At 70.8% G+C, this 14,859-nt stretch carries 12 protein-coding genes; 8 read left to right on the top strand and 4 right to left on the bottom strand.

Going from position 1 to position 14,859, the window contains the following annotated elements; genetic code table 11:
- Positions 1–63 precede the first annotated feature (63 nt).
- Positions 64–921 (bottom strand): glutamate ABC transporter substrate-binding protein, encoded by an 858-nt coding sequence (locus AB0C26_RS05060; protein WP_360241695.1) that lies wholly within the window; start codon positions 919–921, stop codon positions 64–66.
- Between the two features lie 37 nt (positions 922–958).
- Positions 959–1,702, bottom strand: a complete 744-nt coding sequence (locus tag AB0C26_RS05055) for an amino acid ABC transporter ATP-binding protein (RefSeq protein ID WP_360241692.1) — start codon at positions 1,700–1,702, stop codon at positions 959–961.
- Between the two features lie 140 nt (positions 1,703–1,842).
- Between AB0C26_RS05055 and AB0C26_RS05050 the strand changes: the two genes are divergently transcribed.
- From AB0C26_RS05050 to AB0C26_RS05040, 3 genes are read left to right on the top strand one after another with little or no spacing between them, the layout of a single operon-like run.
- Positions 1,843–2,244 carry a hypothetical protein gene (locus AB0C26_RS05050; RefSeq protein ID WP_360241689.1) on the top strand — a complete coding sequence of 134 codons (402 nt, stop codon included), beginning with the start codon at positions 1,843–1,845 and terminating at the stop codon, positions 2,242–2,244.
- 21 nt (positions 2,245–2,265) lie between these two features.
- Positions 2,266–3,753 (top strand): tRNA (N6-isopentenyl adenosine(37)-C2)-methylthiotransferase MiaB, encoded by a 1,488-nt coding sequence (miaB, locus tag AB0C26_RS05045; protein WP_360241686.1) that lies wholly within the window; start codon positions 2,266–2,268, stop codon positions 3,751–3,753.
- Between the two features lie 37 nt (positions 3,754–3,790).
- On the top strand, positions 3,791–5,209 hold the full coding sequence (locus tag AB0C26_RS05040; RefSeq protein WP_360241683.1) for a GGDEF domain-containing protein: 1,419 nt from the start codon (positions 3,791–3,793) through the stop codon (positions 5,207–5,209).
- A 48-nt stretch (positions 5,210–5,257) separates the two neighbouring features.
- Here the strand turns inward: AB0C26_RS05040 and AB0C26_RS05035 are convergent, their stop codons facing one another.
- Entirely contained in the window at positions 5,258–6,466 is a 1,209-nt protein-coding gene (locus AB0C26_RS05035) for a DUF349 domain-containing protein (protein WP_360241680.1), read from the bottom strand.
- Between the two features lie 201 nt (positions 6,467–6,667).
- Between AB0C26_RS05035 and miaA the strand changes: the two genes are divergently transcribed.
- The 3 genes from miaA to AB0C26_RS05020 are packed head-to-tail and all read left to right on the top strand — an operon-like array spanning position 6,668 to position 9,233.
- Entirely contained in the window at positions 6,668–7,555 is an 888-nt protein-coding gene (miaA, locus tag AB0C26_RS05030) for a tRNA (adenosine(37)-N6)-dimethylallyltransferase MiaA (RefSeq protein WP_360241677.1), read from the top strand.
- 8 nt (positions 7,556–7,563) lie between these two features.
- Complete coding sequence (gene dapF, locus AB0C26_RS05025) at positions 7,564–8,412, top strand: diaminopimelate epimerase (protein ID WP_360241674.1); 849 nt, start codon at positions 7,564–7,566, stop codon at positions 8,410–8,412.
- Positions 8,409–9,233 carry a glycerophosphodiester phosphodiesterase family protein gene (locus tag AB0C26_RS05020; RefSeq protein ID WP_360241671.1) on the top strand — a complete coding sequence of 275 codons (825 nt, stop codon included), beginning with the start codon at positions 8,409–8,411 and terminating at the stop codon, positions 9,231–9,233. The genes dapF and AB0C26_RS05020 overlap by 4 nt, the downstream gene beginning before the upstream one ends.
- 58 nt (positions 9,234–9,291) lie before the next feature.
- Here the strand turns inward: AB0C26_RS05020 and AB0C26_RS05015 are convergent, their stop codons facing one another.
- The gene (locus tag AB0C26_RS05015) at positions 9,292–10,749 is read right to left on the bottom strand and encodes an NAD-dependent malic enzyme (protein ID WP_360241668.1); all 1,458 of its coding nucleotides are present in this window, start codon (positions 10,747–10,749) and stop codon (positions 9,292–9,294) included.
- A gap of 223 nt (positions 10,750–10,972) precedes the next feature.
- Here AB0C26_RS05015 and hflX point away from each other — a divergent pair, with 223 nt between their 5' ends.
- Together hflX and AB0C26_RS05005 are read left to right on the top strand one after the other, a co-directional pair.
- The gene (gene hflX, locus AB0C26_RS05010; protein WP_360241665.1) at positions 10,973–12,391 is read left to right on the top strand and encodes a GTPase HflX; all 1,419 of its coding nucleotides are present in this window, start codon (positions 10,973–10,975) and stop codon (positions 12,389–12,391) included.
- Positions 12,392–12,462: 71 nt separating this feature from the next.
- A complete protein-coding gene (locus AB0C26_RS05005) occupies positions 12,463–14,655 on the top strand; it encodes a hypothetical protein (protein ID WP_360241662.1) in 2,193 nt (730 codons plus the stop codon).
- Positions 14,656–14,859: the final 204 nt, after the last annotated feature.

The following is a 14,859-nucleotide window of genomic DNA, read 5'->3' as shown; positions in this document are numbered from 1 at the left end:
GCACCTTCGAGCGAAGAAAACCGCGAGGGCCGGATCACCGGCCCCCGCGGCACTGAAGAGGGATCAGGAGCAGTTCGTCAGCTTGGAGGCGTCGAGCTCGGGCGCGGCCTTGCCGCTCTTGCCGAGGGTGTCGTCCCAGGCCTTCTTGTACGACCCGTCGGCGGCGGCCGCCTTCAGGATGTCGTTGATCTTGTTGCAGCCGGCGGTGTCGTCCTTCTTGAGGCCGATGCCGTACGGCTCCTCGCTGAACGGCTTGCCGACCACCTTGAACTTGCCCGCGTACTGCTCCTGGGCGGCGTAGCCGGCCAGGATGATGTCGTCGGTGGTGACCGCGTCGACCTGACCGCCGGCCAGTGCCGTCACGCACTTGGAGTACGAGTCGAACTGCTGGAGCTTGGCGTCCTTGTAGTCGCTCTGGATCCGCTTGGCCGGGGTCGAGCCGCTCACCGAGCAGACCTTCTTGCCGGCCAGCGACTCCGGCCCGGTGATCGTCGAGTTGGTCGGCACGAGCAGGTCCTGACCGGCGACGAAGTACGGGCCGGCGAAGTTGACGACCTTCTTGCGCTCGTCGTTGATCGTGTAGGTCGCCACGACCAGGTCGACCTGACCCTGCTGGATGTAGGGCTCGCGGTTGGCGGAGACCGTGGTCTTCCACTCGATGCCGCTGTCGGCCAGGCCCAGGCCCTTCGCGATGATCTTGCCGATCTCGACGTCGAAGCCGGAGTACGTGCTACCGGTCTGCAGGCCGAGGCCGGGCTGGTCGGCCTTCACGCCGATGACCAGCTTGCCGCTCTCGGCCTTGCCGACGATGCCTTTGGCGCTGCTGCTGCCGCTGCCCGCGTCGTCGTCCCCGCCGCACGCGGCCACGGTCAGCGCCATGGCGACCGCGCCGAGCGCGGCTGCCAAACGGGTGATGCGCATCATTGGGCTCCTCGAATATTCCTAGATGGACAACGGATCAGTGCGTGAGGATTTTGGAAAGGAAGTCCTTGGCGCGATCGCTTTTCGGATTGGCGAAGAACTCCGCCGGCGGCGCTGATTCGACCAGTTGGCCGTCGGCCATGAAAACGACGCGGTTGGCCGCGTGCCGCGCGAATCCCATCTCGTGCGTCACGACCACCATCGTCATTCCCTCGCGGGCCAGCGACGTCATCACGTCGAGCACCTCACCGACCATCTCGGGGTCGAGCGCGCTGGTCGGCTCGTCGAACAGCATCGCCTTGGGCTGCATGGCGAGGGCCCGCGCGATCGCCACGCGCTGTTGCTGGCCGCCGGAGAGCTGGGCCGGATATTTCTCGGCCTGGTTGCCGATGCCGACCCGGTCGAGCAGCGACATGGCCCGTTCGCGGACCTCGGCCGGCTTCTCCTTGCGCACCTTGACCGGCCCGAGCATGACGTTCTGCAGGATCGTCTTGTGCGCGAACAGGTTGAAGGACTGGAAGACCATTCCGACCTCGCTGCGCAGCCGGGCCAGGGAGCGGCCCTCGGCGGGCAGGGGGCGGCCGTCGAAGGTGATGGTGCCGGAGTTGATCGGCTCGAGCCGGTTGATCGCGCGGCAGAGCGTGGACTTCCCGGAGCCCGACGGTCCGATAACGACGACGACCTCGCCTCGGGCCACCGAGAGATCCACGTCCTGGAGCACGTGAAGCGGCCCGAAGTACTTGTTCACCTTGTCGAGGACGATGAGAGCCTCGTCGGACACTGCTGGACCACCGTCCCGTCATTGGGGTTCACCCGGATGGGCACACTCTATGTGGGTGCTTGTATCGGTTCACGCCGAGAATGGTCACGGACTGGTAACTCAGCACTCGCAATAGGCCATCATTGTCCACCATGTTCGGTATGGCTGACACCGATCCGACAGGTGGCCTCTGGAACTGGGCGGTCGCCTGCCCCCTCGACCCGGATCGTGTGCGCGGTGCGTTGGCCGGCACGCTGGAGCGCTCGGTAGTCCCGTTGGAAGCCGAGGGTGACATTCTCTGCGACGTCTACGAGGTCGGCGGTGACTTCCCGACACTGGTCGACGTCTATCTGGCGCCCTCGCGTGTCGACGAGGCCACGGCCGCCAGCGCCGTCTCGGTCCGGCTGGGTGCCGCGGTCCTTCTCCCCGACGACTCCCTGGACCCTTCGCGGTACGTCCTGGCGACGCCGGACGGAAGCCTGGTCGCGGTCCAGGTCGACGAGGTCGAGACCGACGACGGGCCGGAACGCCGCAACGTGCGCCCCGCCACCACGGGGAGGTAGGCAGTACCCTGGTCAATTGCCATGACTACCGAAATTCAGGGCGCCGCGCGTACGTACGACGTACGCACCTATGGCTGCCAGATGAACGTGCACGACAGCGAGCGCATCTCCGGGCTGATGGAGGACGCCGGCTACGTGCGCGCGGCCGATCCCGAGTCGGCCGACGTGGTGGTCTTCAACACCTGCGCCGTACGGGAGAACGCCGACAACCGCCTCTACGGCAACCTCGGCCATCTGCGCCCCACCAAGGTCAAGAACCCCGACATGCAGATCGCCGTCGGCGGCTGCCTGGCGCAGAAGGACCGCGGCGACATCGTCAAGAAGGCGCCCTGGGTCGACGTCGTCTTCGGCACCCACAACATCGGCTCGCTGCCGGCGCTGCTCGAGCGCGCCCGGCACAACTCCGAGGCCGAGGTCGAGATCCTCGAGTCGCTCGAGGTCTTCCCGTCGACCCTGCCGACCAAGCGCGAGTCGACCTACGCCGGCTGGGTGTCGATCTCGGTGGGCTGCAACAACACCTGCACCTTCTGCATCGTGCCGTCGCTGCGCGGCAAGGAGAAGGACCGCCGCCCGGGCGAGATCCTGGCCGAGGTCGAGGCGCTGGTCGCCGAGGGCGTCCTCGAGGTCACGCTGCTGGGGCAGAACGTCAACTCGTACGGCGTGGAGTTCGGCGACCGGCTCGCCTTCGGCAAGCTGCTGCGCTCGACCGGCGCCATCGAGGGCCTGGAGCGCGTGCGGTTCACCAGCCCGCACCCCAAGGACTTCACCGACGACGTGATCGCCGCGATGGCCGAGACGCCGAACGTCTGCCACTCGCTGCACATGCCGTTGCAGTCCGGATCCGACCGGGTGCTCAAGGCCATGCGGCGCAGTTACCGCCAGGAGAAATACCTGGGCATCATCGACAAGGTCCGGGCCGCCATGCCGGACGCCGCGATCACCACCGACATCATCGTCGGTTTCCCGGGCGAGACCGAGGAGGACTTCGAGCAGACCCTCGAGGTCGTACGCCGTGCGCGGTTCTCGAGCGCCTTCACGTTCCAGTACTCCAAGCGGCCCGGCACCCCCGCCGCCGTGATGGCGGAGCAGCTGCCCAAGGCCGTGGTGCAGGAGCGCTACGAGCGTCTGGTCGCGCTCCTCGAGGAGATCACCTGGGCCGAGAACAAAAAGCTGATCGGCGAGAAGGTCGAGGTCCTGGTCGCGGTCGGCGAGGGCCGTAAGGACGAGCGTACGGGCCGTCTCAGCGGCCGCGCCCGCGACGGCCGCCTGGTCCACTTCGCCACCGGCGACCTCACCCCGCGCCCCGGCGACATCGTCGAGACCGTGGTGACGTACGCGGCCCCCCACCACCTGAACGCCGACGGCGCCCCGCTGAGCTACCGTCGCACCCGCGCCGGCGACGCCTTCGAGGCCGGCCGCACCCCCAAGCTCAAGGGCGTCTCCCTGGGCCTGCCCACGATCGGCGTCCCGGCTCCCCTGCCGGCGTCGACCGGCGGCTGCGCCGTCTGATCCTCAGACCGCACCGGGGACGGCCGATGAGCTGTTCATGGTGCTGCGGTGGTACGTAGCCTTCGCCGGGGCGATGGTGGCCGGCTACCTGCTGTGGCCCTACGAGCTGCGGCAATGGCCGTTTCTGCTGGTGACGCTGGCGACCCTGCCGGCCGTCGGCGCCGCACTGCGCCGGGCGCCCCGCGGTGAACGGTCGCCGTGGTGGCTGCAACTGGCGGCGCTCGCGCTCTTCAACGTCGGCAACCTCTGGTGGATCTGGCTGGTCATCGTGCGGGGCCGGGAGACCGGCGACGGCAGCGCGGCCGGCCTCCTGTTCAGCGTGGCCAACGTCGTGGTTCTGGCCGGGGCCCTCGTGGTGGTGGTCAAGCGCGGCCGGGGCGACGCCGGCGGAGTGATCGACTCGGTGATCACGGCGGTCGCGCTGAGCGGCGTGCTGTGGGACGTCGTCCTCCTCCCGGCGCTCACCGTCGACGGCGTCTCCACGAGCGGGAAGATCAGCGCGTTCGTCAACCTCATCGTGCTGACCGGCGCGCTGGGGGCGCTGATCCGGCTCTCGTCGGTCGGGGCCGGGCAGATCACCGCCGTCCGTCTGCTCACCGCGGGGATCGGGCTCACCCTGATCGGCAACGTGGCCGGGACGCTCGCCGTCGACGCGTCCGGCCTGCGCGCGGACTGGACGAACATGGTCTTCCTGGCCGCCTACATGGCGCTCGGCTGCGCCGCGCTGCATCCGTCGGCGGCGGTCGTCACCGCGGCCGGCCCGGCGCCGGACGACCACCTGAGCGTGGCCCGGCTGACCTTCCTGGGTGTCATGCTCGCGATCGGTCCCGTGATCGGCGGCGGCCGGGTGCTGCTGAGCCAGCCCGCCGACGGCGTGTTGCTGGCGGTCTCCTCGGCGGCCCTGATCCCACTGGTCATGGTGCGCGTCGGCCGGTTGTCGGAGGCGCGGCGCTCGGCCGAGCGGGCGTTGCGCCGGCTCGCCACCTCGGACGCGCTGACCGGCCTGCCCAACCGCGCGGCCTGGATCGAGCACGTGACAGCGGAACTGGCCGACCGCCCGGCCGAACTCACCGTGCTCTTCTGCGACCTGGACGGCTTCAAGGCGGTGAACGACCGGCTCGGCCACGCCGCGGGCGACGAGCTGCTCGTCGGTGTGGCGAACCGGCTGCGAGGCTGTGTCCGCGAGGACGACCTGATCGGCCGGTTCGGCGGCGACGAGTTCGTCATCGTCTGCCGGGGCGCCGGCGCGGTCGATGTGATCAGCGACCGGATCCGCGCGATGGTGGCCGAGCCGTTCCCGGCCGGCGCCGAACCGGCGTGGATCGGGGTCAGCATGGGCGTCGCCCAGGCCCGCGCCGGCGACTCCACCGACGACGTCGTCGCCCGCGCCGACCTCGCGATGTACGAGGCCAAGCGGGCCAAGACGATCGGCGCCCTCAGCCTCGCGGTCGCCTGAGAAACGCGACGGCCCGGTTCCCGCGGGAACCGGGCCGCTCGACGTCGATCAGTTCGCCTGCTCGGCCAGAGCGAGGAACTGCTTCTTCGAGTTCAGCGCCTGCTCGGCTTCCTTGATCCGGCGGGCGTCGCCGGCGGCCTGGGCCCGGGCCAGCTTGTCCTCGGCCTCGGCGACCTGCTCGCGCATCTGCTTCAGCAGCGGGTTGTCCTGCGGCGAGGTCTTGCGCCAGGCCGAGTCCATCGCCACGCGGATGCGCTCCTCGGCGGCCCGCCAGCGACGGTCGAGCGAGGCCGCGGACTCGCGGGGGACGCGACCGGCGTCGTGCCACGCGGCCTGGGCGTCACGCAGCTTGTTCTGCGCGCCGCGCGGGTCGGCGTCGACGTCGAGCGCCTCCACCTCGGCCAGGATGGCCTGCTTGCGGTCGAGGTTGCCCTTGTACTCGGCGTCGCGGGCGGAGAAGACCTCGGAGCGGCGGGTGAAGAACGCGTCCTGCGCGGCCCGGAACCGCTCCCAGAGACGCTGCTCGGCCTCCTTGGCGGCGCGCGGCGCGGCCTTCCACTCGGCCATCAGGTCCTTGAGCCGGTTGGCCGTGGCCGACCACTCGGTCGACTCGGAGAGGGTTTCGGCCTCCTTGACCAGTTCTTCCTTGGCGGTCTGGGCCTGCTTGCGCTGACCGTCGAGGGTGGCGAAGTGGGCGCCGCGGCGGCGGGTGAAGCCGTCCCGCGCGGTCGCGAAACGCTTCCACAACTCGCCGTCGGTCTTCTTGTCGACGCCGCGGATCGTCTTCCACTCGTCGAGGATCTCCTTGAGGCGGTCGCCGGCGGTCTTCCAGCCGGTGGCCTCGTTGGCGATCTTCTCGGCTTCCTCGACGAGGGCCGTCTTGCGGGCCAGGGCCTCGCCCCGGGCCACCTCGCGGGCCGCGCGGGCCTCGCCCGCCTTCTCCTCGGCGAGCGTGGCGAGCTTGTCGAGGCGGGCGTTGAGCCCGTCGATGTCACCGACCACGTGCGCCTCGGCGAGCTCCGTGCGCAGGCGCTTGACGCTGCTCAGCGAGTGTGCCGCGTCGGCCGCTCCCGACTTCAGCCGCGCCTCGACGAGGTCGACCTCGGTCACCAGGTCGGCGAAGCGCCGGGCGAAGTGGGCCAGTCCCTCCTCCGGGGTGCCCGCCTGCCAGGAGCCGACCACGCGGTCGCCCTCAGCGGTCTTCACGTACACGGTGCCGTCGGCATCCACGCGCCCGAAGGCCGTCCAGTCGTTCATGACCCATCCTCGTCTTCCCGGCGTCGCCGGCCAGCAGAGCCGGTGACCACCGCCACAGCACAGTCGAACGCCAAGCTTCTCCATGGCATTCTTTCTCGCGCATTGTCACAGGTCCAACCGGGTTACGGGGAAGCGCCCGAGGATGACCGTGGCCAAACAGTGTCCTACCGTGGCTTCGTGCCGTCGCCAGCCCCTTCACGCGTGATAACCGTCGTCGGGCCTACCGCGGCGGGCAAATCCGCCCTGAGTATCGCGCTAGCCCACGAACTGGGCGGCGAGGTCGTCAACGCCGACTCGATGCAGCTCTATCGCGGCATGGACATCGGCACGGCCAAACTGACCCCGGCCGAGCGCGACGGCGTGCCCCACCACCTGCTGGACATCTGGGACGTGATCGAGCCGGCGGCGGTCGCCGAATACCAGGGGCTGGCCCGGGCCGCGATCGACGACATCGTGGCCCGCGGACGGGTTCCGATCCTGGTCGGCGGCTCGGGGCTGTACGTGCGGGCGGTGCTGGAGGAGTTCTCGTTCCCGGGCACCGACCCGGCGGTGCGCGCGCGTCTCGAGGAGGAACTGGCCGCCGGGGGCCCGGCGCCGCTGCACGAGCGGCTGCGCACGCTCGATCCGCCGGCCGCCGAGAAGATCCTGCCGTCGAACGGGCGGCGGATCGTGCGGGCGCTGGAGGTCATCGAGCTGACCGGGCAGCCGTTCACGGCGTCCCTGCCCGACCCGGCGCCGTACTACCCGTCGGTGCAGATCGGGGTGGACCGCGCCACCGAGGATCTGGACGAGCGGATCGCGCTCCGGGTCGATCTGATGTGGGAGGCGGGACTTCTGGACGAGGTCCGGCGGCTGCTTCCGCTCGGCTTGCGAGAGGGCCGTACGGCGGGACGCGCGCTCGGCTACCAGCAGGCGATCGCCGAGCTCGACGGCCTGATGTCCTCCCCGGAAGCGAGAGAGGACACCGTACGGGGGACCCGGCGGTTCGTACGCCGGCAACGCTCCTGGTTCCGACGTGACCCGGCGATCCACTGGCTGGACGGGGCGTCGGGCACGCTCGTGGCGGACGCGCTGGCACTTACGGGATGATGGACGGCGTGTTGTTCACCAAGGGCCACGGCGCCGGCAACGACTTCGTCATCGTCCCCGACCCCGACGGCGCGCTCGACCTGACGCCGTCGCAGGTCGCCGCCCTCTGCGACCGCCGCTTCGGCATCGGCGCCGACGGCGTCCTGCGCGTCGTGCGCACCGCCAAGGACTCCGACGGCGAGGCCTGGGCGGCCGAGGCCGAGTGGTTCATGGACTACCGCAACGCCGACGGCTCGATCGCCGAGATGTGCGGCAACGGCACCCGCGTCTTCGCCCGCTACCTGGTCACCCACGGGCTGGCCACGCCCGGTGCGGAGGGCCTTCCGATCGCGACGCGGGCCGGGGTGGTGGTCGCGGTCTTCGCCGGCGACGAGGTCCGGGTGCGGATGGCAAGCCCTCGGGTGTACGCGGCCGGCACCGCGACCACCGGGCCGCTGACCTTCCCGGGCGTGGCCGTCGACTGCGGCAACCCCCACCTGGTCTGCGCCCTGCACGACGGCCTGCGCCTGGAGTCGCTCGACCTGACCGTCTCGCCCGGCTTCGACCCCGCCCTGTTCCCGGCCGGGGTGAATGTCGAGTTCGTGACACCGGCGTCCCCGATCGAGGACGCCGACCTCCACGTGGACATGCGTGTCTACGAGCGCGGCTCCGGCGAGACCATGGCGTGCGGCTCCGGCGCCTTGGCCGTGGGCGCGGTGGCGCTGCGCGACGCCGGCCTGGCCCACGGCGTCGTGGCGGTCGACCTCCCAGGCGGCCGTCTGACCGTCACCCACGACGAGAACGACGCCTGGTGGCTGGCCGGCCCGGCCGTCCTGGTCGCCACCGGCGAAGCCGACCTGGACGCCCTCACCCGATGACGCCACCCGGCGGCATCCCCGCCGGCTCCGGCACGGCCGAACGCGGCGCGGCCGAGCGCGGCGCCGAGTTCGGTCTGCACCGGGTCGCGCATCGGGGCTATTCGGCGGTCGCGCCGGAGAACACGCTGCCCGCCTTCGCGGCGGCCGTGCGGGGCGGCGCGACCTTCGTCGAGTTCGACGTGCGCACCACCGCTGACGACGTCCCGGTGGTCATCCACGATCGGACGGTCGACCGCACCACGACCGGGGCCGGCCACGTCGGGGACCTGACCCTGGCCGACCTGGCCACCCTCGACGCCGGCGCGTGGTTCTCGCCCGCCTGTTCGGGCGTGCGCGTCCCCACCCTGACCGAGACGCTCTCGCTGCTGGCGCCGCCCGGTCCGCAGCTCCTTCTGGAGATCAAACCCCCGGCCACCCTGCCCGAGATCAAGACGATCATGGAGATGGTGACCGCCGCGGGCCTGCATGACCGCACCGTCGTGCAGAGCTTCGACCCCGAGGTGCTCCGCCTCGTGCGCGAGGCCGCTCCCGCGGTCCGCCGGGGCCTGCTCCGCCTGCGCTTCGAGGCCGACACCCTCGCGCTCGCCGAGGACCTCGGCGTCGTCTGCTGCAATCCGTCGACCGCGGACGTCCTCGGCGACCCGGACACGGTCGCCGAACTGACCGCGCGTGGCGTCGACGTCATGCCGTGGACGGCCAACGACCGTGCCGGGTGGCCGGCGCTGGCCGCCGCCGGAGTCGCCGGTTTGATCACCGATCACGTGGCGGAGCTGACCGGCTGGTCCTCAGCTTTCGTTGCCGGACAACCCGGAAGCCCGTAACGGCCCGCACCACCCACCCAGCCGTTCGCTGGAATGGGTGGTGTCGGACGACCCGTACTTAAAAGGTCTCTTCTGGCGCTGTTTCCAGCTCGACCTCGGGGAGCGCGGCCGCGTTGTGCTGCGCCGGGCCCCGCACCGCCGCGCGGATGGCGGCCGCGACCGCCGGAGTCACCCGCGGGTCGAAGACGCTGGGGATGATCACCGTCGGGTTCAGCTTGTCCTCGCCGACGACGTCCGCGATGGCGCGGGCCGCGGCCAGGGCCATCTCCTCGGTGAACTCCTCGGCGCTGACGTCGAGCATGCCCCGGAAGACGCCGGGGAAGGCCAGCACGTTGTTGATCTGATTGGGCTGATCCGAGCGGCCCGTCGCGACGACGGCCGCGTGCCGGCGGGCCTCACGCGGGTCGACCTCGGGGTCGGGGTTGGCCAGCGCGAAGACGATCGACTTCTCGGCCATCTTGGCGATGTCGTCACCGGTCAGCAAGTTGGGCGCGCTCACGCCGATGAAGACGTCGGCGCCCACGATCGCGCCGGCCAGGTCACCTTCGTAGTTGCTCTTGTTGGTGTGGTCGGCCAGCCATTGCCAGGTCTCCGACATGTCGGCCATACCGCGATGAAGAGCGCCTTTCCGGTCGTACGCGATGATGTCGCCCACGCCCTGGCGAAGCAGCAGCTTCATGATCGCGGTGCCGGCCGCGCCGGCGCCCGAGACGACCACGCGGACGTCCTCGAGGCGCTTGCCGACGACGCGCAGCGCGTTCGTCAGCGCGGCCAGCACGCAGATCGCCGTGCCGTGCTGATCGTCGTGGAAGACCGGGATGTCGAGCTGTTCGCGCAGGCGGGCCTCGATCTCGAAGCAGCGCGGCGCGGCGATGTCCTCGAGGTTGATGCCGCCGTAGGCCGGCGCGATGGCCTTGACGATCTTCACGATCTCGTCGGTGTCCTGCGTGTCGAGGACCACCGGCCACGCGTCCACGCCGCCGAAGCGCTTGAACAGGGCGGCCTTGCCCTCCATGACCGGCATGGCCGCGGCCGGGCCGATGTTGCCCAGGCCCAGCACGGCCGAGCCGTCGCTGACCACGGCGACCGTGTTGCGCTTGATCGTGAGGCGGCGCGCGTCGGCCGGGTTCTCCGCGATGGCCATGCAGACCCGGGCCACACCGGGTGTGTACGCCCGGGACAGCTCATCGCGGTTGCGGAGCGCGACCTTGGAGCTCACCTCGATCTTGCCGCCGAGGTGCAGCAGGAAGGTGCGGTCGGACACTTTGCGGACGTCGACGCCGTCCTGCTCCTCGAGCTGCTTGACGACCTGGTCGGCGTGGCTCGAGTCGGCGGTGTCACAGGTGAGGTCGACCAGGACACGGCTGGGGTCGGAGTCGACCACGTCGAGAGCGGTCACGATCGCGCCGGCCTCGCCGACGCAGGTGGTGAGCCGGCCGATGGACGAGGCGTCCGCGGTCACGGCTATCCGGATCGTGATCGAGAATCCTGCGCTGGGCAGGCGGGTGGTCACCACGGTGTTCCCTCCGACGTTGGCGGGTGCTTCACCGTAATCTTGCTCCTGTGGAATACCGGATTCCATGCGGGGCGTTATGCCTGGTTCCAACACCCGTCCAACCGCCCCGCCCGCCACCCTGAACCAGCCTGAAGACCCATCCCATCGATAACGCCCGGCCACGTTATGTGGATGCGCTCGGTAGGCCGAACGTGCCACGATCGGGGCCGAGGAGGTCACACTTTTGCGAAACTCTTACCAGGCACCCGTACTCGAACTGGACGAGCCGGATCCCACGACCGGCGAGCTCGAGCTCGAGGAGCGGCATTCGCTGAGGCGGGTCGCCGGTCTCTCCACCGAGCTCACCGACATCACCGAGGTCGAGTACCGTCAGCTGCGGCTCGAGCGGGTCGTCCTGGTCGGCGTCTGGACCGAGGGCTCCGTCGAGGACGCGGAGAACTCGCTCACCGAGCTGGCCGCGCTCGCCGAGACCGCCGGCTCCCAGGTGCTCGAGGGTCTGATCCAGCGACGTTCCCGCCCCGACACGGCCACGTTCATCGGCCGCGGCAAGGTGCAGGAACTGCGGGACGCGGTCGTCGCCACCGGCGCCGACACCGTCATCTGCGACGGCGAGCTGTCCCCGTCGCAGCTTCGTAACCTCGAGCAGCAGACCAAAGTCAAGGTGGTCGACCGCACCGCGCTGATCCTCGACATCTTCGCCCAGCACGCGAAGAGCAAAGAGGGCAAGGCGCAGGTCGAGCTGGCCCAGCTTCAATACTTCCTGCCGCGTCTGCGCGGTTGGGGTGAGTCGCTGTCCCGGCAGGGCGGTGGCGCCGGTGGCGGTTCCGGTGGTGGCGGCGTCGGCACCCGTGGTCCGGGTGAGACCAAGCTCGAGACCGACCGTCGCCGCATCAACCAGCGCATCGCCAAGCTGCGCCGGGAGATCAAGGCCATGCGGACCGTACGGCAGACCAAGCGCTCCCGCCGCCAGAGCAGCGGCGTGCCGTCGGTGGCGATCGCCGGCTACACCAACGCGGGCAAGTCCAGCATCCTCAACCGGCTGACCCAGGCCGGCGTGCTGGTCGAGAACGCGTTGTTCGCCACACTCGACCCGACCACCCGGCGCACGGCGGCCGAGGACGGCCGTGTCTACACACTGTCCGACACCGTCGGCTTCGTCCGGCACCTGCCGCACCAGATCGTGGAGGCGTTCCGCTCCACGCTCGAGGAGGTGTCGTACTCCGACCTGGTCGTGCACGTCGTCGACGGCTCCCACCCCGACCCCGAGGGTCAGGTGAGCGCGGTCCGCGAGGTGCTGGCCGAGGTCAGCGCCGACACGCTGCCCGAGCTGCTGGTCATCAACAAGATGGACGCCGCCGACGAGGAGACGATTCTGCGGCTGAAGCGGACCTGGCCCGACGCGGTCTTCGTGTCGGCCCGCTCCGGGCAGGGCATCGCCGAGCTGCACACGGCCATCGCGGAGCGGCTGCCGAAACCGGCGGTCGAGTTGCGCGTTCTGCTGCCCTATGACCGAGGTGATCTGGTCGCCCGGATTCATCGATCCGGTCAGGTCTTGCAAACCCGCCATTTGGACGAGGGAACGGAGCTCCGGATCCGCGTCGACGAGCGGCTTGCTGGCGAACTGGAGTCGTTCCGACACTGAGCGTGCGGCGTCACCGGCGAGGTGATCCACGCGTAACACCGGCACGGGACGCCGCATGCGACACTGATCGGATGCGGCGTCTCGTCTTTCCGGTCATCGTGGCCTCCGGGCTCGTGATGGCCGGTCCGTCCAGTGCGTTTGCCGACGATCCGGCACCAGTTGTCAGCGCGCCCTCGGTCGCCGGCAAGAAGATGTGCAAGATCGCCGACAAGCGGCTCGACGAGGTCTCCGGGCTCGTCGCCACCAAGACCGGCTACATCGTCGTCAACGACGGCACGCTCGACGACACGAAGAAGAAGATCTTCTTCCTCAACGCCAAGTGCGCGGTCGTCAAAGAGGTCTCCTACAGCGGCAAGGGCCCGTTCGACACCGAGGACATGGTTCTCTCGGCCGACGGTTCGACCCTGTGGATCGCCGACATCGGCGACAACAACTTCGACAACGACAAGACCCGCGAGTCCATCGCCCTGTGGAAGATGCCGGTCTCGGGCGCGTCGGAGCCGGTGCTCTACCGGCTCACCTACCCCGACGCCCACCACGACGCCGAGGCGTTGCTGCTGAACGGCAACGGCGTCCCGCTGATCGTCACCAAAGAGATCCAGAAGCAGGACGCGTCGGCCTACATCTACCAGCCGACGGCCGCGCTGAAGACCGGCAAGACCGGCGTGCCGATGAAACTCGCCGCCAAGCTCACGGTCTCGGGCACCCAGACGGCCGGCAACCCGTACGCCCGGATCGGCAACAAGACCATCTCCGGCGCCGCGATCGCCCCCGGCGGCGGCAAGGTCGTCCTGCGCACGTACACCGACGCGCTCGAGTGGGACGTGACGAACGGCGACGTGCTCGGCGCGATCAAGAACAAGCCCCGCACGACCGGCCTGCCGAACGAGACGCTCGGCGAGGCGATCACCTACAGCCCCGACGGCAAGTTCTTCTACACCACGTCGGACATGAGCGGTGACAAAGAGGCGGCCAACTACATCCTGCGCTACGCCCCGGCCACGACGGTGGCCAAGGCGGCCGCCAGCGGCGGCGAGGGCGAGGAGAAGAAGTGGTACGCCGACCTCGAGCTGAGCGACATCACGTACGCGGTGGCCGGCGTCGGCGTGCTGGGCCTGATCCTGGTCGGCGTCGGCGTGCTCGGCATCGTCCGCTTCCGTAAGCGGGCGGCCGAGGAGCCCGACGAGCCGGTCGACGGCTTCGACAACCCGCTGGACGGCGAGCCGGAAACCGAGCTGATCGGCGTGGGCGGCACCCCACAGCGGGCCGGCGTCTACGGCGGCAAGGGCGGCCCCACACGCCCCTCGACGGACGGCGCGAATTCCGGCGCGGTCTACGGCGGAGCCAAGCCACCGTCCGGCGCGGTGCCGGCCGCCGCGGGTTCGGGCCCCGGGGTCTACGGCGGCGCCAAGCCCGCCCGCGGCCCGCAGGGCCAGCCCGCCCGCGGCCCGCAGGGCCAGCCGGCTCGCGGCCCGCAGGGCCAGCCGGTGGGTGGCGCCAAGGGCCAGCCCGGTCGCACTCCGCAGGGTCAGCCCGCTGGTGGTCCGGCTCGCGGTCCTCAGCGCCAGCCGGCGAGTGGTGCGCAGGGCCAGCCCGGGCGTGCCCCGCAGGGCCAGCCGGCTCGGGGCATACAGGGTCAGCCCGCGGGTGGTGCGCAGGGCCAGCCGGCTCGTGGTCCGCAGGGTCAACCGGCGCGTGGTCCCCAGGGCCAGCCCGCGCGGGGCCCGCAGGGTCAGCCCGGTCGCGCCCCCCAGGGTCAGCCGGCTCGCGGTCCTCAGGGGCAGCCCGCGCGTGGTCCGCAGGGTCAGCCCGCGCGGGGTCCGGAGGGTCAGCCCGCTCGTGGTCCGCAGGGCCAGCCGGCGCGCGGTCCGCAAGGTCAGCCGGTTCGCGGCGGGCAGCAGCCGCCGGGGCGGGGTCCCCAGGGTCAGCCCGCGCGCGGTCCGCAGGGCCAGCCGCCGCGAGGCCCGCAGGGCCAGCCCGCGCGGGGCCCACAGGGTCAGCCCGGTCGCGGTCCCCAGGGCCAGCCGCCTCGTGACGGTCAGCCGCCCTCCCGCAACCCGCAGGGCCAGCCCTCACGCGGCGGCCAGCAGCCTCCGCGCGGCCCCCAGCCGCCGCGCGGCGCGCAGGGCGGCGGCGTCTACGGCGCCGGCCCACAGCAGGGCCGCCCCGAGCCGGGACGGCAGCGCAACGACTACGCCCGCCACCCCGAAGGCCGCTTCGACAACCCGCAGCACGGCTACGGCCCGGGTTACGGCCCTCGCTAGCCACCCCGTCCCAGCTCTCTGTACGCGCCCGGCGGACCTGTTCCTCCGGGCGCGTCCCGTTCCCGGCCAACCGGGATGTTCCTACCGGCCCGTCCGTCCGCTCGCCGACCGCGGTCCCGCTGGCCGGCTTGTTCTGCTAGCGGCCCCGGTCTTGGCCGACTTGTTCTGCTGGCCGTCCCGGTCCCGCTGGCCGGCTTTTGCCGC

Source organism: Actinoplanes sp. NPDC048796 (assembly GCF_040650035.1).
GTDB lineage: Bacteria > Actinomycetota > Actinomycetes > Mycobacteriales > Micromonosporaceae > Actinoplanes.
Note: the sequence above shows the minus strand (reverse complement) of the source record. Positions and strands in the feature narration are given on the sequence as shown.